This window comes from Streptacidiphilus neutrinimicus, from assembly GCF_000787815.1.
Lineage (GTDB): Bacteria > Actinomycetota > Actinomycetes > Streptomycetales > Streptomycetaceae > Streptacidiphilus > Streptacidiphilus neutrinimicus.
This window is the reverse complement of the sequence record NZ_BBPO01000002.1, coordinates 262980-283569: the sequence shown is the minus strand read 5'-3', so window position 1 is coordinate 283569 and position 20590 is coordinate 262980. Positions and strand designations below refer to the sequence as shown.

The 20590-nt window shown below is 73.3% G+C and carries 23 protein-coding genes; 10 read left to right on the top strand and 13 right to left on the bottom strand.

All coding sequences use genetic code 11. From position 1 onward, the window contains the following. Positions 1–508: 508 nt before the first annotated feature. On the bottom strand, positions 509–1789 hold the full coding sequence (locus TR48_RS02795; protein ID WP_063770885.1) for a polysaccharide deacetylase family protein: 1281 nt from the start codon (positions 1787–1789) through the stop codon (positions 509–511). Positions 1790–2174: 385 nt separating this feature from the next. On the opposite strand from TR48_RS02795, the gene TR48_RS02790 reads away from it, so the two are divergent. The 3 genes from TR48_RS02790 (at position 2175) to TR48_RS02780 (ending at position 5089) form a co-directional block, all read left to right on the top strand. Next, entirely contained in the window at positions 2175–3149 is a 975-nt protein-coding gene (locus TR48_RS02790) for a serine hydrolase (protein WP_042364153.1), read from the top strand. 118 nt (positions 3150–3267) lie between these two features. Then, positions 3268–4644, top strand: coding sequence for a cryptochrome/photolyase family protein (locus TR48_RS02785; RefSeq protein WP_042364152.1), 1377 nt, complete (start codon positions 3268–3270; stop codon positions 4642–4644). Between the two features lie 4 nt (positions 4645–4648). Next, the gene (locus TR48_RS02780; RefSeq protein WP_042364151.1) at positions 4649–5089 is read left to right on the top strand and encodes a hypothetical protein; all 441 of its coding nucleotides are present in this window, start codon (positions 4649–4651) and stop codon (positions 5087–5089) included. 25 nt (positions 5090–5114) lie between these two features. On the opposite strand, the gene TR48_RS02775 is transcribed toward TR48_RS02780, so the two are convergent. The 7 genes from TR48_RS02775 to TR48_RS02745 form a co-directional block, all read right to left on the bottom strand. Further along, positions 5115–5765 carry a fasciclin domain-containing protein gene (locus tag TR48_RS02775; protein WP_042364150.1) on the bottom strand — a complete coding sequence of 217 codons (651 nt, stop codon included), beginning with the start codon at positions 5763–5765 and terminating at the stop codon, positions 5115–5117. 65 nt (positions 5766–5830) lie between these two features. Continuing rightward, positions 5831–7474, bottom strand: a complete 1644-nt coding sequence (locus TR48_RS02770) for a molybdopterin-dependent oxidoreductase (RefSeq protein ID WP_236651978.1) — start codon at positions 7472–7474, stop codon at positions 5831–5833. 66 nt (positions 7475–7540) lie between these two features. Beyond that, complete coding sequence (locus TR48_RS02765) at positions 7541–8332, bottom strand: polysaccharide deacetylase family protein (RefSeq protein ID WP_042364148.1); 792 nt, start codon at positions 8330–8332, stop codon at positions 7541–7543. A 147-nt stretch (positions 8333–8479) separates the two neighbouring features. Further along, positions 8480–9646 (bottom strand): alanine--tRNA ligase-related protein, encoded by a 1167-nt coding sequence (locus TR48_RS02760; protein WP_042364147.1) that lies wholly within the window; start codon positions 9644–9646, stop codon positions 8480–8482. Between the two features lie 264 nt (positions 9647–9910). Further along, positions 9911–10144 carry a hypothetical protein gene (locus TR48_RS02755; protein WP_042364146.1) on the bottom strand — a complete coding sequence of 78 codons (234 nt, stop codon included), beginning with the start codon at positions 10142–10144 and terminating at the stop codon, positions 9911–9913. After that, the gene (locus tag TR48_RS02750) at positions 10131–10403 is read right to left on the bottom strand and encodes a DUF6400 family protein (RefSeq protein ID WP_042364252.1); all 273 of its coding nucleotides are present in this window, start codon (positions 10401–10403) and stop codon (positions 10131–10133) included. Before TR48_RS02750 ends, TR48_RS02755 begins: the two co-directional genes overlap by 14 nt. 178 nt (positions 10404–10581) lie before the next feature. Beyond that, on the bottom strand, positions 10582–11016 hold the full coding sequence (locus TR48_RS02745; RefSeq protein WP_042364145.1) for a CBS domain-containing protein: 435 nt from the start codon (positions 11014–11016) through the stop codon (positions 10582–10584). A 291-nt stretch (positions 11017–11307) separates the two neighbouring features. Here TR48_RS02745 and TR48_RS41560 point away from each other — a divergent pair, with 291 nt between their 5' ends. Together TR48_RS41560 and TR48_RS02735 are read left to right on the top strand one after the other, a co-directional pair. Then, positions 11308–11784: a hypothetical protein gene (locus TR48_RS41560; RefSeq protein WP_042364144.1), complete on the top strand. Its 477-nt coding sequence runs from the start codon at positions 11308–11310 to the stop codon at positions 11782–11784. A gap of 31 nt (positions 11785–11815) precedes the next feature. Then, complete coding sequence (locus TR48_RS02735) at positions 11816–12034, top strand: hypothetical protein (RefSeq protein ID WP_042364143.1); 219 nt, start codon at positions 11816–11818, stop codon at positions 12032–12034. A 142-nt stretch (positions 12035–12176) separates the two neighbouring features. Here TR48_RS02735 and TR48_RS02730 read toward each other — a convergent pair whose 3' ends face one another. Together TR48_RS02730 and TR48_RS02725 are read right to left on the bottom strand one after the other, a co-directional pair. Continuing rightward, a complete protein-coding gene (locus tag TR48_RS02730) occupies positions 12177–13274 on the bottom strand; it encodes a dipeptidase (protein WP_042364142.1) in 1098 nt (365 codons plus the stop codon). Beyond that, complete coding sequence (locus TR48_RS02725) at positions 13271–14623, bottom strand: amidohydrolase family protein (protein WP_052442352.1); 1353 nt, start codon at positions 14621–14623, stop codon at positions 13271–13273. Before TR48_RS02725 ends, TR48_RS02730 begins: the two co-directional genes overlap by 4 nt. Positions 14624–14836: 213 nt before the next feature. Here TR48_RS02725 and TR48_RS02720 point away from each other — a divergent pair, with 213 nt between their 5' ends. Together TR48_RS02720 and TR48_RS02715 are read left to right on the top strand one after the other, a co-directional pair. Then, on the top strand, positions 14837–15679 hold the full coding sequence (locus tag TR48_RS02720) for an IclR family transcriptional regulator (protein ID WP_063770884.1): 843 nt from the start codon (positions 14837–14839) through the stop codon (positions 15677–15679). Beyond that, positions 15676–16686, top strand: a complete 1011-nt coding sequence (locus TR48_RS02715) for an ornithine cyclodeaminase family protein (protein WP_236651977.1) — start codon at positions 15676–15678, stop codon at positions 16684–16686. The genes TR48_RS02720 and TR48_RS02715 overlap by 4 nt, the downstream gene beginning before the upstream one ends. A gap of 86 nt (positions 16687–16772) precedes the next feature. Here the strand turns inward: TR48_RS02715 and TR48_RS42890 are convergent, their stop codons facing one another. The 3 genes from TR48_RS42890 to TR48_RS45130 form a co-directional block, all read right to left on the bottom strand. Continuing rightward, positions 16773–16949 carry a hypothetical protein gene (locus TR48_RS42890; protein WP_161789766.1) on the bottom strand — a complete coding sequence of 59 codons (177 nt, stop codon included), beginning with the start codon at positions 16947–16949 and terminating at the stop codon, positions 16773–16775. A 538-nt stretch (positions 16950–17487) separates the two neighbouring features. After that, the gene (gene chrA / locus TR48_RS02705) at positions 17488–18672 is read right to left on the bottom strand and encodes a chromate efflux transporter (RefSeq protein ID WP_042364140.1); all 1185 of its coding nucleotides are present in this window, start codon (positions 18670–18672) and stop codon (positions 17488–17490) included. A 1-nt stretch (position 18673) separates the two neighbouring features. Beyond that, positions 18674–18928 (bottom strand): hypothetical protein, encoded by a 255-nt coding sequence (locus TR48_RS45130; RefSeq protein WP_042364139.1) that lies wholly within the window; start codon positions 18926–18928, stop codon positions 18674–18676. Between the two features lie 503 nt (positions 18929–19431). On the opposite strand from TR48_RS45130, the gene TR48_RS02695 reads away from it, so the two are divergent. The 3 genes from TR48_RS02695 (at position 19432) to TR48_RS02685 (ending at position 20548) form a co-directional block, all read left to right on the top strand. After that, positions 19432–19980 (top strand): GNAT family N-acetyltransferase, encoded by a 549-nt coding sequence (locus TR48_RS02695; protein WP_042364138.1) that lies wholly within the window; start codon positions 19432–19434, stop codon positions 19978–19980. A gap of 107 nt (positions 19981–20087) precedes the next feature. Further along, entirely contained in the window at positions 20088–20252 is a 165-nt protein-coding gene (gene rpmG / locus TR48_RS02690) for a 50S ribosomal protein L33 (RefSeq protein ID WP_042364137.1), read from the top strand. A gap of 50 nt (positions 20253–20302) precedes the next feature. Then, positions 20303–20548 carry a type B 50S ribosomal protein L31 gene (locus tag TR48_RS02685; RefSeq protein WP_042364136.1) on the top strand — a complete coding sequence of 82 codons (246 nt, stop codon included), beginning with the start codon at positions 20303–20305 and terminating at the stop codon, positions 20546–20548. The last annotated feature ends 42 nt before the right edge of the window (positions 20549–20590 follow it).

Genomic DNA, 20590 nt, shown 5'->3' with positions numbered 1-20590 from the left:
CGTCACCAGCCGTGACGGCGGTCGCGGCGGTCACGGCAGTGGTGCCGGCGGCGGTCGTGACGGTCGCGGCCCCGCCAGTCGTTGTCACGGCCACGGGATCCCGGGAAACGGAAGCTCATCTGATTTCTCCTTGTCGATGTTCCTTGCGGTTCCTTCGTCCAGCACCTCGCTGGAGGAACAGGACGATCGTGACAAAACTCGCACTCGTACGCGGTCATCTGACGCTGAGAGACACATGAGATTACGGACCGTCAGTTCTTGTGCGTCCCTCATGGAACTGGGCCGAATGCGGGACCGCGCCGCTCACGCGAACGGCCCAATGTACATAGAACGTACACAAATCGCAGCAGCCAGCAGACCGCTGCCCACGCTCCCCTCGCAGCGCCGGGAAGATGAGAAACTCTCACCGGGCCGGGCTGCGTCCCCCGGGAGAAAACAGAATCGGCGCGAGCTCGTCATCGAGCTCGCGCCGAAACGGGGGCACGGCGGGTGTGTCGCGGGGCGTGGCTCAGGTCTGGGCGACCACGCGGCCGCCCTGCGGCTGCGCGGCCGGGCGGCGCGCCGACGGCACGTCGGTGTAGTCGCGCCAGTCGCCAGGCGTCTGGCCCGGGACGAGCGTGCGCAGCCGGTCCAGCACCACCGGGTCCTGGGCCTCCAGCCACTGCACCAACTGTCGGAACGACACCAGGCGGACGTCCGGATGGGCGGCGATGTCACGCAGCGCCCGCTCGACGGACTTCATGTAGATGCCGCCGTTCCAGGACTCGAAGTGGTTGCCGACGAAGAACGGGGCGCGGTTGGTGGTGTAGGCGCGATTGAAGCCCGCCATGTACGACAGATAGGACTGCTGCTGCCAGTAGGGCCGCATGGACGGGTCCCCGTTGGGCGTGCCGCCGGTCTGGTTGGCCAGCATGTTGTAGTCCATCGACAGCACCTGGAAGCTGTGGCCGGGGAAGGGGATCGACTGCAACGGGAAGTCCCACAGGCCCAGCTTCTTCGACGGCCACATCTGCAGCCCGCCGGGCGAGCTCGCGTCGTACTTCCAGCCCATCGCCGCGGCCGTGGGCAGCAGCTGGTTCTGGCCGAGCAGGCACGGGGTACGGCCGCCGATCAGCTCCCTGGCGTAGTCGAACGGCAGCGGGTCCATGTCGTGGTAGCCGGTGTTGGTCTTCCAGTTGGCCACGAATCCGACGGCCTGCTCCAGCTCGCTGCGCCACTGCGCGGGCGACCAGGTGCCGACGCCGGAGGTGGGGCTGCAGAAGTGGCCGTTGAAGTGGGTGCCGATCTCGTGGCCCTCCAGCCACGCCAGACGCACCTGCTCCAACGTCGCCTTCACGTGGTCGTCGGCGAGGTAGCCGATGTCGGAGGCGCCGGGCTTGTGGCCGGGCGGGAGGTAGAGGTCCTTCTTGCCCTCGGGCAGCACGTAGATGCCGGAGAGGAAGAACGACATCGTCGCCTTGACCTCCTGGGCGACGGCGCGGAAGTGCGAGAACAGCTGCTTCTTGTCCTCACCCGCCCCGTCCCAGGAGAAGACGACGAACTGCGGCGGACGCTGCCCCGGCTCCATCCGCTCGGCCGCCGGCTGGAACGGCTGGGGGCCGGTGTCGGCCATCGAGCCGTCGCCGATCAGGCGCAGCGGCTGCGCCCCTTTGGGCTTCTCGGCGTCCACGCCCGAGTTCCGGCGCGGGGCCGAGCCGTTGGAGGCGGTGCGCGTGCCGCAGCCGGAGACCGCGGCGGTGGTGGCTGCGGCGACCGCGGCGACGACACCCCGCCGCGAGAAGGTGGACATGAGGCTCCTGGGGGTCGATGTCGGTGTGACGTCCCGCCAGGCCGGCCCCGTGACGGCCGGCGGGCGTGTGTGCCTCACATCCTCCTGCACGGCTTGCACAGGACAACGGACCCGGCCGGGTGAATTGCGGGTCGAGGGAGCATCAGCGCAGGTCCGCGCTCCCTGCCCCGGGAGCCCCTGGGACTCCCGGCGGCGTGTCGCCGACCGCACCCCGCCCGGTGACCCCGCCGGCGCGTCGATGCTGACCGGCCGTCAGCAGATGGCTGCGCCGTCCGACTGAGGGCGTGCACCCGTCCCGGTGAACGACCGGCGCGTCGCAGCCGCGCCGTTCCAGCGCTCCGGTAACCAAGGATGCCTGAAGCGTCGGCACATCAGGAAGGCCGCCATGGACCGGCATGCTGATGCCCAGGCGGGCGGGTCAGCAGTCGCGCGAGAGGGCGAGCGTCGCCCGCGACGGCGGCCGACCCGTGGCTGGGCGGGCGCCGCGCTGGCGTGCGCGCTGCTCACAGGCTGCCAGGCCCAGCCGAGGCCCGCGCCGCACGGCGACTCGTGGCTGAACGACCGCAGCGTCGCGACGGCGTCACCGACCCGGCCCGCCGCGCCGACCCCCACCCGTCCGGCCGCCCCGCGATCACGCCAGGCCCTGTCGTCCGACTCCGCCGAAGCGACCCTGGACCGGATCCTCGGGGAGTCTCCCCTGCACGCGGCGGTCGCCGTCCTGGATCCGGCCAACGGCCGGACCCTGGTCCGCGACGACGCGTCGCACCCTTTCGTCACCGCCAGCATCGCGAAGGTCGACATCCTCGCCACGCTGCTGCTCCAGCGCCAGGACGCGGGGGCCTCGGGGCTGACGTCGGCCCAACGCGCCGTGGCCACGCGCATGATCGAGGCCAGCGACAACGCCTGCGCGAACCAGCTCTTCCGACAGTCGGGCGGAGCGCTGGGGCTGAGCCGGGCCAACCGCAGGTTCGGGCTGACCCACACGCACGTGCACAACCCCCGCTGGGGCCTGAGCACCACCACGGCCTCCGACCAACTGCGGCTCCTGCAGCAGGTGTTCACCTCCCGGTCCGCTCTGAACGGCGCCTCCCGCGCCTACATGCAGGGCCTGATGGGGCAGGTCGAGGCCGACCAGAACTGGGGCGTCAGCGCGGCCGCCGACGGGAGCTTCGCCCTCAAGAACGGATGGCTGCCCCGCAACGACGGCAGCTGGACCGTCAACAGCATCGGCGGCGTCGTACGCCACGGCCGGCTGCTGCTGGTCGCGGTGCTGACCGACCGGGACGTGTCCGAGCCCGCCGGGATCAGCCTCGCGCAGTCCCTTGCCAAGGCCGCCGCCCTCGCCGTCGACGGCCCGTGACCGCTGCGGCGCCCCTGATCTCTTTGCACGGATTCTTCCGCACGGCACCCATCCGCAGGGCCCTCGGCCACGAATACCACGGAGAGGTCCGAGACATCCCCACATCGAGAGCGACGGCATGACGGTACGCATCTGTCTGTTCACCCGTGACCTGCGGCTGGCGGACAACCCGGTCCTGTACGCGGCGTCCGCGGGCGGGCGGGACCACGTCCTTCCGGTCTTCGTGAGCGACCCCGCCGTTCCGGCGGCGGGGTTCGCCGCGCCCAACCGGCTCGCCTTCCTGCACGACTGCCTGGTCGATCTGGACCAGGGGCTGCGCGCCCTGGGCAGCCGCCTGCTGGTACGGCACGGGCCCGTCGCGCAGGAGGTCGCACGTCTGGCGGCGGAGACCGGAGCGGCGGAGGTCCACCTCGCCGCCGACCACAGCGCGTTCGCCCGCGCCCGCGAGGAGCGGCTGCGGGCCGCGCTGGGCGAGGTGGGCGACACCGGCGTCGCGCTGGTGGCGCACGAGGCGGTGGTCACCGCCGTCGCCCCCGGCTCGGTCGTGCCCTCGGGGTCGGACCACTACGCCGTCTTCACGCCGTACCTGCGCCGCTGGTCCGACGCGCCGCTGCGACGCCCGCTGCCGCCGCCGCGGCAGCTGAGCACCCCCGGCGAGCCCGCCTCGGACAAGCTGCCGCCCCGCCCCGACCAGGAGGCCCTGTCACCGCAGCTCGCACCGGGCGGGGAGACCGAGGCGCGTCGCCGCGCGAAGCACTGGCTCGACCGGCACGTGGACGCCTACGAGGACGAACACGACGCCATGGCCGACGACCTCACCTCCCGTCTCTCCCCCGCGCTGCACTTCGGCTGCCTCTCGGCCACCGAGCTCGTGCACCGCGCGCGCAAGGCCGGAACGGCGGGCGCCGCCGCCTTCGAGCGCCAGCTCGCCTGGCGCGACTTCCACTACCAGGTGCTGGCGGCCCGCCCGGACGCCTCGCGCTCCGACTACCGCGCCCGCCAGGACCACTGGCGCGACGCGCCCGCCGAGCTGGAGGCCTGGAAGCAGGGCCGCACCGGCTATCCGCTGGTGGACGCGGGGATGCGACAGCTGCGCGCGGAGGGCTGGATGCACAACCGGACCCGCATGATCACCGCCAGCTTCCTGTGCAAGAGCCTGGGCATCGACTGGCGCGCGGGCGCCCACCACTTCCTGTCGCTGCTCGTCGACGGCGACGTGGCCAACAACCAGCTGAACTGGCAGTGGGTCGCGGGCACCGGCACCGACACCCGGCCCAACCGCGTCCTCAACCCCGTCACGCAGGCGAAGCGCTACGATCCCGACGGCGCCTACGTGCGCCGCTGGGTGCCGGAGCTGGCCCGTCTCAGCGCGCCCGCGATCCACGAGCCGTGGAAGCTGGCCGCCGGGCTCCGCGCCGAACTCGGCTACCCCGAGCCGCTGGTGGCGCTGGACGCGGCCCTGGCCCGGTTCCGCTCCCGTCGCGGACTGGACTGACACCATGGCGACCTTCCTGCTGCTGCGCACCGTGCCGCTCACCCCCGACGCGTGCTTCGCCCGGCTCACCGACTGGTCCCGCCACGGGGAGCGGGTGCCCTTCACCCGGGTTTCCGCGGCCCGGGGCTCCGGGCGGGCGACGGGCGACGTGATCCTCGCCCGCACCACCCTCGGTCCCTTGGGCTTCGACGACCCGATGGAGATCGTCACGTTCGAGCCGCCCGACGCGGGCAGGGCGGGGCTGTGCCGCCTGGAGAAGCGGGGCCGCGTCGTGCGCGGGTGGGCCGAGTTCAGGGTCCGGCCCGCCTCCGGGAACGTCGGGGGCGCCCAGGCGATCTGGGTGGAGGAGATCCGCGTCAGGGGTCTCCCCGCGGTCTTCGATCCCCTGGTGGCGGGCGTGGCGCGGCTCGTCTTCGGTCGCGTTCTTCAGGCGCTGCTGAGCTGAGCGCGCGCCCGCCCACTCGGTCCGGTCAGGACTTCGGCATCAGCACCGTGTCGATGATGTACACCGTCGCGTTGGCGGTGTGCACGTCGCCGCAGACGACCATCGAGGTGCCGTTGACGGTGAACGTCTCGCCGGAGCCGGTGACCGTCAGGTTGCCGCCCTCCAGGGTCTTGTGGGTGCCGGCGAGCGCGCTCGGGCTGAGCTGACCGGGCACCACGTGGTAGGTGAGGACCTTGGTGAGCTCGGCCTTGTTGTTGAGCACGGAGTCCAGGGTGGCCTTCGGGATCTTCGCGAACGCGTCGTTGGTCGGCGCGAACACGGTGATGTCCTTGGCCGAGTTGAGGGTGTCGGTCAGCCCCGCCTTCTCGACGGCGGTGACCAGCGTGGACAACGCCGGGTTGTGCGAGGCGGCGGTGGCCACCGGGTCCTGCGCCATGCCGGAGAAGCTGCCCGCGCCGCTCGTGGGCACGGCCGCGCAGCCGGAGCCGAACGGCGCGGTCGAGGCGCCCATGCCCGGATCGGACGCGGACGCGCTGGCGGCCGCGGCGGGACTGCCCACGGCGTTGCTGGTGGAGCCGCCGCTGCTGCAGGCGGACAGGGTCACCGCGAGAAGGCCCGCCGCCGCGGCGGCGCCGAGCGCCGCGTGCCGGGAGGTCGGACGGAGGGTGAAAGCCATCGGGATCACTTCCTTGTCTTGTACTTGCCTGTTATTGCTTCTACTTGCGGTGCGGTGAGAGCAGGTCAGGTCACCGTGACGACCGTGCTGTGCCAGCCGGTCGCCCCGGAAGGGAAAGGCGGATTGCGGGTCTGCGGCTGCACAGTGCCGGTGCCGTCGGTGGCGCGGACTTCGAGGGTGTGCGGGCCTGCGTCGGCGGCGTCCCAGCTCCAGCTCCACTGACGCCACACGTCGGGGCTCACCGCCGTGGCGAGGCGGGCCTGCTGCCAGGGGCCGCCGTCGACGCGGACCTCGACCGCCGCGACGCCCCGGTGCGTGGCCCAGGCCGTTCCGGCGACCGTCACCCGGCCGGGCGCGACGCGCGCGAACGGCGCGGGGACCTCGATGCGTGAGGCCGTCCTGACCAGGCCCGTGCGGTCCCAGCCGCGACGTACCCAGTAGGGGTCGAACCGCGCGAACGTGGTGAGTTCGAGGTCGACCAGCCACTTGGTCGCCGAGGTGTAGCCGAACAGGCCAGGCACCAGCGACCGGCAGGGGAACCCGTGGGCGACCGGCAGCGGTTCGCCGTTCATCCCCACCGCGAGCAGCGCCTCTCGGCCGTCCAGGACGAGGTCGACCGGCGTGCCGATCGTCATCCCGTCGGCCGACCGCCCCACCAGTTGCTCCGCGCCGCGCCGCACCCCCGCCTCGCGCAGCAGGTCGGCCAGGGACGCGCCGAGCCAGCGGGCGGTCCCCGCATACGGTCCGCCGACCTCGTTGGACACGCAGGACAGGGTGTAGTCGAGCTCGCGCAACGGCCGCCGCAGCAGTTGGTCGAAGGAGAGCTCCAGAGGGCGGTCGACCATGCCGTGGACGCGCAGGGTCCAGCCGGACGGCTGCACCTGGGGCAGCGTCAGCGCGGTGTCGACGCGGTAGAACGCACCGTCGGGCGTGGTGAACGGGGTCAGGCCCGGCACCGCCGGGTGCGCGGATGCGGGCACCGGCGGCAGGGCCCGGACGGGGGCGGGCAGCCGCAGCGCGGCGCGGGCCTTGGCGACGTTGTAGCGCGCGGCCGTCAGGGCCCGCGCCGTCGTCTCGACGACCGCGACGCCAGCCGCGGTCGCGGCCAGCGTCACGAGGAACCCGCGGCGGCCCATGCCCGGCTCGGAGCTGCCGGAGGCCGCCGGGCCGACGCCGACCCCGGCGCCGACCCGGTCCCCCGCCCCCGGACGCGCATCCGCACCCGCACCCGAGGTGGCCGGGGCCGCCGGGGCCGCGTCCGCCGTGACCGTGCCGTCGGGAACGGCAGGTCGTCGCGAGCGGACCAGGGCGGTCAGCACCGCCGCACCGGCGAGCCCGGCAACGGCCGAGGGCAGCAGCGCCGCGTCGCGGGAGGACGCGGCCCACAGGCCGAGCCCCGCGAAGAGCGCGAACACCGCGATCCCGGCGCGCAGACTGCGCAGGGCGAGCAGTCCGGCGAGCACCGCGAGAACGACCATGGTCGCGTAGATCCCCGTCAGCAGCACGGTCTTGTCGTGCGTGCCGAAGTGCCGCACCGCCCAGTCCTTGAGCGGGGTCGGCGTCAGGTCGATCGCCGCCGAGCCGACCACCAGGACCGGCGCGCTGCCGGGCCCGGTGAACGCGGCGGCGAGGTCACCGGCCGCCAGGGCTGCCGCGGCGGCCCCCAGGCCGCTCGCCGCTCCTGTCACTCCGGTGCGGAATCTGCTCACACCGGTAATTCGGTCCCGCGTCCCGCTCGGATGGGTCCGGGACGAGGACTGCCCGCATCCGCCCGGTCAGGGGGTGACGAAGTGGTAGCCCTCGTCAAGGAGTCGCGGCAGCACGTTGCGCAGCGCGGCGACCGTCTGGGAGCGGTTCCCGCCGCCGTCGTGCTCGAGGATGATCGAGCCGGTCCGCGTGGTGCGCATGATGGTGCGGACGATGCTCGACACCCCCGGCCGGGACCAGTCCCTCGGGTCGACGGACCAGTCGAGCGGCCGCAGGCCCTGGGTCCGGCATTCGGCGAAGACGCTGCTGGACCACGCCCCGTAGGGGGCGCGGAAGAGGACCGGCGACCGGCCGGTCGTCTTCTCGAGGATCTCGCTGGTGCGGACGATCTCCTCGCGGACCGCGGTCCGGGTCTCGCGGACGAGGTCCGGATGGGTCCAGGTGTGGTTGGCGATCAGGTGCCCCTGGTCGGCCACCTCGCGCACCAGGGCGGGATGGCGCCGGATCTCCTCGCCGATCTGGCAGAACGTGGCGGGGATGCCGTAACGGTGCAGCAGGGCGAGGACCTGCGGGGTGTAGCGGGGGTCGGGCCCGTCGTCGATGGTGAGCGCGATGGCGTGCGGACCCTTGTGCACGTAGTACTGGGGACGCTGTCGGCTCAGGCCGCTCTCCTGAGGCGCCGTCACACCCAGGGGGTGCGAGTCCCCGACCATCTTCCCCGGCCTCTCCGGGGACGGCGGCCGCGCGGATCGCACGGCCGCCGACGCGGCGGGTGTCGCGAACGCGGAGATCAGCGTCAGCCCGCCCAGCGAGAGCAGGACGCGGCGCGAGACGCCCGACTCGGTCGAATCGTCTGTCATGGGCCGCATCCCTACCCTGCCGGGCGGCGCCGATCACGGCCGCTGGGCCGGACGAGGGCTGCCCGGACGGGGTCCGCCCGGACGAAGGCCTGCCCGGACGAAGGCCTGCCCGGACGAAGGTCCGCCCGGACGAGGGCCGACGACGCGTCACCCGGCCCGGAGGCTCAGCACGAGGTCGCGCGGCAGGCCGTGGGTCTCGTGGAGGTAGTGCAGATCCTCCTCGCCGAGCGGGCCGTGGAACCGGGGACGGGAGAGCACCTGGCGGCCGCGCTCCAGGAGCCGGTCGAACCGGCGCTCCTCGTCCAGCAGCACCCGGCGCACCGTGTCCGGGTCCTCCTGCTGGCGGAAGCGGTCCAGGGTGTGCCGGACCAGCTCGTCCGGCAGGTCCACGAGACCGCGCGAAGGATCGTCCCCGCGCAGCACGGTGAGCACCCGTCGGACCAGCCGGCGCAGGACGTAGCCGCGGCCCGTGCTGGACGGACGCACGCCGTCGCCGATCACGACCACGGCCGAGCGCAGATGGTCGCAGACCAGCCGCAGCGAGCGTTCGTCCAGCGGCCACAGGCCCGGCACGGTCCGACGCCAGGGCTCGAAGAGGTCGCACTCGAACACTGAGGACCGCCCTTGCAGCAGGCAGGCGAGCCGTTCCAGGCCGAGGCCGGTGTCGACGTTGGCCCGGCCCAGCGGCACCAGCGAGCCGTCGTCGAGCCGTCGGTGGCGCATCATCACGTGGTTCCACACCTCCACCCAGCGGTCGTCCGTCGTCGGGGTCGACCTCGGCGGGGTGTCGCCGGTCCACACGAAGATCTCCGAGTCGGGGCCGCAGGGACCGGTCGGCCCGTTGGACCACCAGTTGTCCTCCACGGTGAACTCGACCGGCACCCCGCGCTCCTGCCACAGCTCCAGGGAGGAGACGTCCGGACCGGTCTGGTCGTCGCCGCCGAAGACCGTGGCGTGCAGCAGGCCGGGATCGACGCCGAAGCCTTCGGTGAGCAGCCCGTAGCCCCAGTCGATGCTCTGCCGGCCGTCGTAGTCGCCGAGCGACCAGGTGCCGAGCATCTCGAAGACGGTCAGGTGGGTGTCGTCGCCCACCTCGTCGAGGTCCGTGGTGCGCAGACAGCGCTGCACGTTGACCAGGCGGCTGCCCAGCGGATGGGGACGTCCCTCAAGGTAGGGGGTGAGCGGGTGCATGCCGGAGGTGGTGAACAGCACCGGGTCGTCCGGTGGTGGCAGCAGGGTCGAGCCGGTGATCCGTCGGTGTCCGCGCTCCTCGAAGTACTCGACGAACGTGCGGACGATCCGGTCGGTGTCCATGGGGTGACTCCTTCGCGTGCGGGGCGGGAGGCACCGGAACACGGGTCCACGCGGGCAGCGCGACCAGGAAGGAGGCCATGGCACGACCGGCGGACCGTGTCCGGTCGCCGGCGGAGAAAAGGGAAAGACGTCAGGCGGCGGCAACCGGCGAGCTCGTGGCTCGCGCGGCTGCGATCATGGTTCGGCCCGTGACGTCCATGTGTCACAGGGTAGTGCGCCCCTCCCGCCCGGTCACCCGGATTTCGTCGGGCCGCAGGCTACGGCTCAGCAGGAGCCGGGGCCGGTACCCGCGCCGAAGCGGGTCTCGTGGGCCCACACGTGCGTGCACGCCGGGCACTGGAGGTGGAGCCGGCTGCCGGTGTGGGACAGCAGGTAGCGCCAGTGGTCGGTGCAGGTGCGGTTGGCCTCGCAGGTGGCGCAGCCGTCGGCGTCGTCACAGGAGGGGCAGTCCACCCATGCGCGGCGGCCGATGTCCGCCTGCGGGTCAATCGGCAGCACGGCCGTGCTCCGGTCCGGCGGGCAGGACGCCCGCGGCGACCAGCTCGTCACGGATGCGCTGCTGCTCCGCGTCGAGGCCGGAGTAGAGCAGCGCGTGGGCGGCGTCCTCGGCGCGCAGCACGGCCACCGGGTCCCAGTCCGGCCCGAGCGCGGCCAGCACCAGAGCGCGCCGCCGGCCCTCCTCCAGGGTCAGGTCGACGTCGAAGGATATGAGCCCCTGCTCGCCATCGTGCTCGCATCCTGCCTGGTCACACGTCATGGTCACATCGCCGCCTTCCCGGGGTCGTCCTGTGCGGTCCTTTCGGACGTGCCTATCAGGAACGAGGCATTCCGCGGAAGGGAAAAGCGGTCCTGTGTGGTCAAACAGACATTCGTCGGTCCGGGTGGGGGCGCTCGCACGCCCCCACCCGGACCGGGATTCCGCCGCTCCGGGCGATTCAGGCCTTCATGTACATCCTGTCCATGAACTCCAGGATCTGCTGATCGGTCAGGCGCTGGCCCTCGCGGTGACCGGTCGCCAGGTCGACCTCGCTGATGACGCCGACGAGCCGGTCGCCGTCGATCACCGGGATCCGGCGGATCTGGTGCCGCTCCATCCGGCGCAGCACCGTCTCGATGTCGTCGTCGGCCCGGACGCAGTGCAGATGCCCGGCTAGCTCGCCCGCCTTCATCGTGGCCGGGTCCTTGCCCTCGGCCAGACAGCGCAGCACGATGTCGCGGTCGGTGATGATGCCCTTGAGCTTCTGGTCCTGCCCGCAGATGGGCAGCGCGCCCACCCCGTGGTCGCGCATCATCCGCGCCGCGTCCATCAGGGAATCGCCCTCGCCGATGCAGAACGCCCCCGCATGCATCACGTCACGTGCCGTGGTCATCGTCGACCTCCCAACGACGGCCCGCGAAGCCGCTCGACCGCTCGACTGCGGTCGAATCGTCCGGTCCGGTAGCCGCGGTCCCACCCTAGGAACGCCCCCGAGACCCTGCTCGCCGAGCACGGTCACCGACCGCGTACGAACGCTCCCCATCCCGTCACCGCCGGGGGTGGACGGCGAGCGGCCCGGTTCGCCCGTTCGGGCTCAGGCGCCCGCGCCGGAGGGCGGGACGCGCATTCGGCCCAGCCCAGTCGCAACCTCCCCACCACGGGGCGTCATCCTTGAGAGGTGACCATGGCCCAGCAGCGAACGCAGCCCCCCCAGCCCAGTGATCTGGATCTTGCCCGCGACATCCAGCACGTGATCGACGACGCCCGCCGCATGGGCATCACCCAGTTCCAGATCGTGGCCCTGGTGCGCCCGGGCGACTCGCGCGACTACGCCCTGCTGGTCGACCAGCGCCCCGACGACGACGTCTGGGCGCTCCCCGTCGCCTGGGTCCGCCCCACCGAGACCGTCGCGCTCACCCTGGACTGGCTCTGCGAACGCCACCTCGGCCTGGCCACCTGGCGCGCCGCCTTGGCCACCACCGCCACCTACCGGGCCTCCGACGACGCCGAGGTCCTGCAGATCGCCTTCGACGTCACCGTCCCCGCGGACGGCGAGCTGTCCTGGCCCGGCCGCTGCCAGTGGTGGCACGTCCGCGCCGAACCGCCCGCCCTGCACCGCCTCGCCCGGCCCCTGGTGGAGCAGCTCCAAGCCGCGGGCTGACGCCGTCCCCCACCCTCTCCCGGAGGCCCTCGTGACAGACGACGAACTCACCCGCTTCCTCGCCGCGCTCAGCCCCGCCAGCCGCGAGAGAGTCCTCGCGCAGCCCCGCGAGCGTCAGCAGCAGCTGGCCGACGCCTGGGAGACCGAGCTCACCGAGGACACCGATCTCGACACTCTCGACGAGATCTCCCCCGTGGCGGCGGAGGACGAGGCGGCCGAGCGCGTCGTCCGCGAGCTCCTCAAGGACTGAGGGCGGGGCTGAGCGGCGGAAAGGCCCGGCCGCCTGGCAGCGGCCCAGCTGCCGGGCGGCCCGCCGGGCGGCCCTGCTGTCGGGCGGCTGCCGTCAGGCGGCCCGGCTCGCACACGGCTCTGCTCTCACGAGGGCACGATTCTCACGACGGCCAGACGCGGTCCGCGTAGGCGAGGAAGTTGCCGCCCATGATCTTGGCGATCCGCTCCTCGCCATAGCCGCGCCCCTCCAGCAGGCGGATCAGGGTGCGGAACTGGTCGACGCCGCACAGGTCCTCCACGAAGGGCAGGGTGTCGCTGCGCTCCCCCGCCGCGCCGACCCCGGCGCGGGCGCGCTCGGCGACGTGGTCGGCCAGCCGCGCCCGGTAGGCGTCGAGGTCGTCCACGGCCGTGACCGGGCCGTCCGTGCCGATGCCCACCGCGTCCTCGCCGCAGACGTCGACGGCGTGGACGATGTGCTCCACCACGTCGGCGGCGCTCGCGTGGCCGGAGAGGGTGAGGAAGGGCATGAAGTAGATGCCCACGAAGCCGCCGCGCTCCGCGACCAGGCGCAGCTCCTCGTCCGTCTTGTTGCGCGGGAGATCGGCCAGGGCACGGCAGCCGGTGTGGTTGATCGAGACCGGCTGGCGGGAGACGCGTGCGGCCTCCAGGCAGGTGCGCTCGCCGCTGTGAGACAGGTCGACCATGAGGCGCTGCTCGTTGAGCGCGGCGACGGTCTCCCGGCCCAGCTCGGTGAGGCCTCGGTTCTCCGGGGCCATCGACCCGTCGCCGAGGTGGTTGGCCTGATTGTACGTCAGCTGGACGACGCGGACGCCACGCCGGGCGAAGAGCTCGACCCGCTCGCCGATCCGGGCGAGGTTCTCGCCCACGGCGACGGCGTTCTGGAAGCCGTAGACGACGCCGACGCGCCCCTCGGCGTGGGCCCGCCGGATGTCGTCCGCGCGCAGCACCTTCAGCAGGCTCTCGGAGCGGGCGGCGATGATCGCGTCCCAGACGTCGAGCTCGCGCAGGGTGTGACCGTAGGGCGGGAGATCGCCCAGGGTGTAGCCGAGGGTGATGTTGACGGCCGTCAGACCGGAGGCCTTCGCCTCGGCCAGGGCCCGCGCGTCGATGACCAGCTCCGCGCTGGTCTGCTGGAGCTGCGCCGCCGCCTCGGGGGCGGCGTTCGGGTTGTCCAGGGCCCCCAGGGCGTTGACGATCGGGAAGCCGGGCCGGTGTGCGGTCTTAGCGATGTTGCTCATGCCTCGGCGGCTCCGTTCTCGATGGTCCGGGTGGTCGAGGTGCCGCACCCGGCGCCCGCCCCGGCGCCGAGCTCGGCGTCGAACTCGGCGTCGAACTCGGCACGGTCGTAGCGGCGGCCGCGCTTGACCACGTGGACGACGTTGCGCAGCGCGGCGAGCGATCGCGCCGGATCCTCGTCGAGGATCACGAAGTCGGCCTGCTTGCCGGCCTCGACGGTGCCGAGCCGGTGCTCGGCGCCGAGACTGAGCGCGCCGCCGTGGGAGGCGCAGCGCAGCGCCTCGGCCGGGCTGAGGCCGCAGCGCTCGACGAGGTAGTCGAGCTCGTCGAAGAGCGGCGGCCACGGCTCGGCCGGGTCGGGATCGCGGTCGGTGCCGGCGCTGACCGTCACCCCGGCGCGCAGCGCCTGGCCGGTGAGCGCGGCGCTCAGCCCGTCGTGGGCCCGGGCGCGGGCGAGGGCCTCCTCGTCGACGGTCCCGGCCTCGGCGGCCTCGCGGGCCAGCGTCGACCACAGGCTCGCCGTGGCGTCCAGGACCGTGCCGCGGCGGCGCATCTCGGCGAGGAGCGCGCCGAGCCGCGCGTCGTCGCCCGCCGCGAACCGGTCGAAGTCGACAGGCGGCTTGTCCCGGTACGTCGTCAGCGGCCGCTCGGCGGCCTCGTGGACGAGGAGGTGGGCGTGCGAGACGGAGTCGACCCCGGCTGCGACGACCTGGCCCGGGCTGGCCGGGAAGACGGCGGCGTGCGCCCAGACGGCGATGCCCTGGCGGTGTGCCTCGGCGGTGATCGCGGCGACCAGCTCACCAGGGAGGTCGGCGTAGATCTTGACGGCGGTGGCATAGGTGCCGCGGGCCATGGCGACAGCGAGCGGGAGATCCGTCTCGGCCGTGACGGCCTGCATCCAGGGGACCTCGCCGGGGGTCGCGCCCTGGGAGACCTGCCAGGTGCGCGGGTCGTCGAAGAAGCCGGGACCGGCCATGAGCGCCGCGTAGTGGATCTCGGGCGCCGCGAGCTCGCCGACCAGGGCGGCGCGGGCGATGTCCGCGACCTGGCGCAGGTCGTCGGCCATGTCGCGGGTGGCGGTGACGCCGCCGAAGAGGTCGCGCCGCAGCGTCGCCTCAGCCAGCGGCCGGTCGGGCGGGGTGGCGATGTGCTGGTGGGAGTCGATCAGGCCGGGGATGACATGGCGGCCGCCCAGGTCGAGGACCTCGACGCCGGACAGCTCGGCCGCCGGGACGTCCGCGTCCGGCGCGACGCGGCGGATCCTCCCGTCCGCGACGAGGATCGTCATGCCCGTGCGCGCAGGCGCGCCCGTGCCGTCCAGCAGCGTGGCGCCGCGGTACGCGTGCTCCATGCCCCTCCCCTTTCCCGGCTTTCCCCGACTTTCGGGAAAGCTGTTGCAACAGGTGAAACATCTGCTTCAATACTTGCAACAGCAGCGTGGCCACACCCTAGCCGACCCCTCCGACACCCGACAGCCCCGACGCCGGACCGTCCCGACAGCCGACCGTCGACCGTCGCGGTCGACCGACCATCAGCAGCCCCCAGCAGCAGAAAGGAGTCCGCCGTGCCCGCCTCATCGAGCTCCGCCGTCGACAAGGCGCTCGACCTGATCGAGACCGTCGCCGGCTCCGACCGGCCGCTGCGGCTCGCCGAGGTCGCCGAGCGGGTCGGCCTGCACCGCGGCACGGCCTACCGCGTCCTGGTGGACCTGGTCCGGCGCGGCTGGGTGATGCGCGTGGGCGACCACTACCTGCCGGGCACGGCCGTGCTGCGGCTCTCCCGCTCGGCCGCGTCCACCTCGCTGGCGGGTGTGTCCCGGCCGGTCCTGGAGGAGCTCGCCGCCGGGACGGGGATGATGGTCAACCTCCAGGTCCTGGCCGGCGACCGGGCGCGCGTCGTCGACGTGGTGCGGCCGGACCGGCTGGAGATGATCAGCGATCTCCGCGACGAGTTGCTGCCCGTGCACCGCTTCGCCGGTCCGCTGGCCCTGGTGGCGGCGTTGCCGCCGGCGGCCCGGGCTCCGTACCTGGCCCCGGCCGAGGCCGACGGCCACACCATGGACGGGCCCGACGGCCTCCTCAGTGCTCTCGACCGGGCGGCGCTGACGGGGTTCGCCGTCCAACGCGGGCGGGCCGAGCGCCTGATCGGCTCGCTGAGCCGCGCGGTCACGCCCGCACCGGACGCCCCACCGCTCTGCGCGCTCACGCTGGTCGGGCCGGTCGGCGAGTTCGACGACGAGCATCTGACCGCCCTGGAGCAGCGGTTGCGCGCCGCCACGGACCGCTTGGGCGAGAAGCTGCAACGCCTGACGGCGCCGGACGCCTACCGGCGCGGCCGCGCGGGCACCGCAACCGCCGGCACCGGCACCGGCACCGGTGGGAACGATCATGAGGAGGGTAAGCCGTGACGACCGAGCCGTTCCTGGTCCTGGACCACGCGCGCACGCAGGCCGCGCTCGCCGACGCCGACGCGCTGGGCGCCGCGCTCACGCGCGCCCTGGTCGCCGTGGCGCGGGGAGAGGCGTCGACGCCGCCCCGGATCGCGGCCCGCACGCCCCAGGGGCTGCTCGGCGCGATGCCCGGCCACGTGCCCGGCCTCGGCCTGGCGGCAAAGCTGATCACCGTTTTCCCCGATCCCGACCGCGCCGGGCGCAGCACCCATCGCGGGCTGGTCGCCCACTTCGACGAACGCGACGGGCGTCTGCTCGCCGTCCTCGACGCGGAGCCGCTGACGGCCGTGCGCACGGCCGTCACCGCGACGCTCGCCCTGCGCACCCTCGCCCGCCCCGACGCCAGGCGTGTCGCCGTCATCGGCACCGGAACCCAGGCGGCCGCGCAGCTCGCCCTGCTCACCGGGGCGAGTCGGCCTCGCACGGCGGGCCGTCCCGCGGCGGGACGTCGCGACTTCGAGGTCGTGGTGGCCGGTCGGACGCCCGCGCACGCGGCCGCGACGGCGCGGCGCTTCGGGGTCGCGGCGGCGGCCTCGGTCGAGGAGGCAGTGCGCGGCGCGGACGCGGTGCTCTGCTGCACCGGCGCCGACTCCCCGGTGATAAGCCGGAAGTGGCTGTCCCGCGGCGCCCATGTCGGCTCCGTCGGCGGATCGGAGGGGCCGGAGCTGGACGCCGCGACGATCCGCGACGCCTCGCTCTTCGTCGAGTGGGCCGGGGCTGCGGCGGCGGCTCCGCCAGCCGGGGCCCACGAGTTGCAGGGCGTTCCCGCAGAGCGGGTCACCCTGCTGGGCTCCGTGCTGGCGGGATCCCACCCGGGCCGTCGCGAGGCTGCAGAACTGACCGTCTTCAAGTCGACCGGCCACGCGGCGCTGGACGTGGCCGCGGCCTCGGTCGCCTACGCGAGTGCCAGCGGCAGCACCGGTGCTGCGGCAGGCGAGGCGGAAGCTTCGAGCGCTCCGTTCTGACGCTTCGCGGGGCGCACCGCTCCACGTGGCGTCAGCGACCAACCCCGCACCGTAGTCGATCTCCCTGGGTCGTCGTACTGCGCGGGTCAGATTCCCCCGCGCGACACGGTGGGGCCGTACCGCTCGGGCCCTTTCCACAGGATCCACGCCACGCCTTCGGACGGCACGGACACCCGGCGGGGGCCCTCGCTCCCGCCGAGGTCCAACGTCACCCAGCCGTGCTCGATCTCGACCGACAGGTCCATCTCGCCCTCGAGGGTCACCTCGTCGACACGAACCGTCCGGACGAAGCAGACACGCGCCTCCCGGTACATCGCACGACCCCGATTCCGTCGATGAACACACCCGTCCCACCAGCGTGCGCGCCCGTCGCGCACGCCGCACCCCGAGGGAGGACCGACGCGCTGCGGGCGCAGCGCCTGAAACGGCGCAGCTCAGCCCGGGAAAGCGGGGGTCGGATCACGTCGGGCGTCGCGTCGTCTCCTCAACGGGCGGGATGCAGAAGCGCCCTGACGACGCGGCCGCACTCCGCCGACGCCGGTGCGGCGTCAGTACGGGAGCGGACGGCCCGAGGGCGTCCGCAGATCGAGCGGGGGCTGCGGGCGCGGCGAGGTGGGCCGCTTGGTCACCCTCGTGCCTGCCATTCTCGTCACCTCTTCGATCAGGGGATGATCCACCCGGTGTCTGCCCCCGCTCCGGCCGTTCAATCACCGCACCTCCTGCGGCCCGAGCCGGCCCGAGGCTGACGAGACGCGCAGACAAGGTCGACCGAGTCCCGATGCACACGACGACCTACGGCGGTCAGCCCGTGGGCAGTCCGGCCAGGGCGGCGAGGACGCCGAGAAGGCCCGCGCCCAGCAGGGCGCTGACGACGCCCCGCCGCAGGGCGAGAAGCCAGACCGCGGCGGCGGCGAGGACCGCGTACTGCCAGGCGTGGGTGAGGGCCAGGGCCAGCGGGACGGCGGAGCCGGCGATGGCGCCGACGACGGCCGGGCCGGCTCCGGTGAGGAACGCCTGGACGTGGAGGTTGGCGCGCAGCGCGTCGAAGTGCCGTCCGCCGAGGATGACGAAGAGGAACGACGGCGCGAACGCGACGGCCGCGGCCAGCAGTCCACCGCCGACCCCGGCGGCGGCGTAGCCGACGACGGCGACGGTCTGCACGACCGGGCCGGGGGTGATCTGGCCCAGGGCGACGGCGTTGAGGAACTGACCCGCCGTCATCCAGTGGTAGTGGTTCACCGCGTCGGCCTGCATCAGCGGGATGATGACGAAGCCGCCGCCGTAGGAGAGCGCGCCGACCTTGAAGGCGACCCACGCGAGGGAGAGCAGGCCGCCCGCCGCCGGCGCGGCCGCCGCGAGTGGGAGCGGCCACGCGCCCATCGTCCTCGGCCCGGCGCGGACGGCGACCTCGACGAGGCCCGCCCCAATGAGCAGCAGGACGAGCCACGGTCCGACCGTCGCGGCCGCGGCGGCTCCGGCGAGGGCGTAGCCGATCCAGCGGGCGCGGGCGGCACGGGCGGCGCCCGCCCGCTTCCAGCTGCCGGGCACCAGGCCCCAGGCCGCGTGGACGGCGACGGCCGCGACCGCTGCTCCCGCTCCGGCGGCGGCCCCGCGCACCCATGCCGGGGTGCCGGAGGCCAGGAAGAGCGCGGAGAGCGCCAGAATCAGGAGGAGACCGGGCACGATGAAGCAGAACCCGCCCACCAGCGCCCCCGCCACACCGCGCAGGCGCCACGCCGTGAAGATGGCCAGTTGCGTGGAGGCCGGACCGGGCAGCAGGTTGGTGGCGGCGATGCCGTCCTCGAACTCCGAGTCGGCGATCCAGCCGCGCCGTTCGACGCAGAGCTGTCGCAGCAGCGCGATGTGGGCCGGCGGCCCACCGAAGCCGATGCAGCCGATCCGGCCCCACTCGCGGGCGATGGTGGCCAACGGCACGGGTGCCGGCGGAGCCGGGTCGTCGGTGTCGTGCTGTTCGGCTGTCGTCACGTCAGTGCGCTGCTTCCCGTTCGGACTCGGTTCTCTCGGGCTCGGTTCTCCTGGGCCCGGCGGTCGGGGACGCCGGGGTGCGGGGGTGCTCGACGTAGCCGAGTGCCTGGTCGAGCAGGTCGGCGACGCGGTCGCCGTGCAGAGAGTAGACGATCGACCGGCCGACGGCGTCGAGGCGTTCGCCTGCGGTGGTGCCGCAGTCCGTCGCGTGGCTTGTGCGTGCGATGATATCGAGGACAGGTGAAGAATCGTTCAACTGTTCCCGGAACCGTACTCGCGCCGTGCTTGCGGGCCCGGCGCGGACGACGGCATGACGGCCGTGGCGTGGCCGACGCCGAACCCCCTTCGACCGCCCCCTGCCCTGCGCGGTCTTCCCCCGGGGGCAACGGGACCAAGGTCTCAGGCCGCAGCCGCAGCCCGATCGCCTCGTGCGAGGTTGCCGGGGAGTCGGCGCCCAGGGCGTGGAGGCCGCCATGACAGCCCATCGCAACTTCAAGCTCCAGGTGCGCGCCCGCGCCGCCAAAACCGGCGAGTGGACCTCGACGACCACTGCGAGGCGGCGGAGGACGCGGCGACCCACGCCCGCCCCTGGCGCCACGCGTCCCGGGCCGCCCGCGCCGCCGAGCCCACGGTCGATCCGCGCCGGTCGACCCGCGCAGCGAGGACCGCGCGGCGGCCTTCTCGGACCCGGACGTCACAGTTCGGGTGTCGCCCCGTCAGGTTCTCTGGAAGGGACGGCGACTCGCGCATCCTTGTGCCATGAGCGAAGACCAGCCGACCCTCCGCGTCGCCCACACAGCGGATCTCGAGGCGGACGAACTCACCGCCGCGCGAGCGCTGCTCTACCGGACCTTCGACGACATGTCCGAGGACGACTGGGAGCACTGCCTCGGCGGCGTCCACGCCCTGCTGCGGCGGCCGAACGGGCTCGTCGTCGCGCACGGCGCCGTGGTCCAGCGGCGGCTGCTGCACAGCGGGCGGGCCTGGCGGGTCGGCTACGTCGAGGGCGTCGCGGTCGAGCGGACGCTGCGGCGGCGCGGATTCGGCAGCGCCGTGATGGCCCCGCTGGAGCGGGTCATCGACCGCGCCTACGACTTCGGCGCACTCGGCTCCTCCGAGGAGGGCCTCGCCTTCTACGCCTCCCGCGGCTGGCGCCCCTGGCAGGGGCCCACCTCGGCCCTGACACCCACCTCCGGCATCATCCGCACCCCGGACGAGGACGGCTACATCTTCGTCCGCCGCGACGGCTCCCACCTCGACCTCACCGGCGAACTCACCTGCGACTGGCGCGACGGCGAGGTGTGGTAGGGGCGTGGGAATAGGCGCCTGGGGGTGTGCGTTGTGAGGGCCAGAAGGTTTGAAAACGACTTCCATTTCACTCGGTGAAGTGGCGGTCACTCCGGACAGGAGAAGCAATGGCCCGCAGCGAACTGCGCCCGATCGTCAAGCTCCGCTCCACCGCAGGAACCGGCTACACCTACGTGACCCGTAAGAGTCGCCGCAACGACCCCGACCGTCTCGTGCTGCGCAAGTACGACCCCGCTGCCGGTCGGCACGTCGAGTTCCGCGAGGAGCGCTGACCGCTCAAGTCCACCCGTTCCGCACGCCCACGACCGAGAGGCATCCCGCGATGAACACCACCTATCAGCCCGTCGTCTTCCGCGACCGCGCGGCCGACGTCGCCTTCCTCACGCGGTCCACTCTGACCAGTGACAAGACGGTCGAGTGGTCCGACGGCCGGAGCTATCCCGTCGTCGACGTGGAGATCTCCTCGGCCAGCCACCCGTTCTACACCGGCAACGCGCGCGTCATGGACAGCGCCGGTCGCGTCGAGCGGTTCGAGCGCCGCTACGGCAAGGCCGCAGCTCGGGCGTGACCCCCACTGACCCCCGCCGACCCCACCCCCACCGATCGGCCG

Excerpts from the sequence above, each read along its gene's own strand:
- TR48_RS02795 (WP_063770885.1), bottom strand. The coding sequence starts at position 1,789 with ATGTCCACCTTCTCGCGGCGGGGTGTCGTCGCCGCGGTCGCCGCAGCC.
- TR48_RS02790 (WP_042364153.1), top strand. The coding sequence starts at position 2,175 with ATGGACCGGCATGCTGATGCCCAGGCGGGCGGGTCAGCAGTCGCGCGA.
- TR48_RS02785 (WP_042364152.1), top strand. The coding sequence starts at position 3,268 with ATGACGGTACGCATCTGTCTGTTCACCCGTGACCTGCGGCTGGCGGAC.
- TR48_RS02780 (WP_042364151.1), top strand. The coding sequence starts at position 4,649 with ATGGCGACCTTCCTGCTGCTGCGCACCGTGCCGCTCACCCCCGACGCG.
- TR48_RS02775 (WP_042364150.1), bottom strand. The coding sequence starts at position 5,765 with ATGGCTTTCACCCTCCGTCCGACCTCCCGGCACGCGGCGCTCGGCGCC.
- TR48_RS02765 (WP_042364148.1), bottom strand. The coding sequence starts at position 8,332 with ATGACAGACGATTCGACCGAGTCGGGCGTCTCGCGCCGCGTCCTGCTC.
- TR48_RS02760 (WP_042364147.1), bottom strand. The coding sequence starts at position 9,646 with ATGGACACCGACCGGATCGTCCGCACGTTCGTCGAGTACTTCGAGGAG.
- TR48_RS02750 (WP_042364252.1), bottom strand. The coding sequence starts at position 10,403 with ATGACGTGTGACCAGGCAGGATGCGAGCACGATGGCGAGCAGGGGCTC.
- TR48_RS02745 (WP_042364145.1), bottom strand. The coding sequence starts at position 11,016 with ATGACCACGGCACGTGACGTGATGCATGCGGGGGCGTTCTGCATCGGC.
- TR48_RS41560 (WP_042364144.1), top strand. The coding sequence starts at position 11,308 with ATGGCCCAGCAGCGAACGCAGCCCCCCCAGCCCAGTGATCTGGATCTT.
- TR48_RS02730 (WP_042364142.1), bottom strand. The coding sequence starts at position 13,274 with ATGAGCAACATCGCTAAGACCGCACACCGGCCCGGCTTCCCGATCGTC.
- TR48_RS02725 (WP_052442352.1), bottom strand. The coding sequence starts at position 14,623 with ATGGAGCACGCGTACCGCGGCGCCACGCTGCTGGACGGCACGGGCGCG.
- TR48_RS02695 (WP_042364138.1), top strand. The coding sequence starts at position 19,432 with ATGAGCGAAGACCAGCCGACCCTCCGCGTCGCCCACACAGCGGATCTC.
- rpmG (WP_042364137.1), top strand. The coding sequence starts at position 20,088 with ATGGCCCGCAGCGAACTGCGCCCGATCGTCAAGCTCCGCTCCACCGCA.
- TR48_RS02685 (WP_042364136.1), top strand. The coding sequence starts at position 20,303 with ATGAACACCACCTATCAGCCCGTCGTCTTCCGCGACCGCGCGGCCGAC.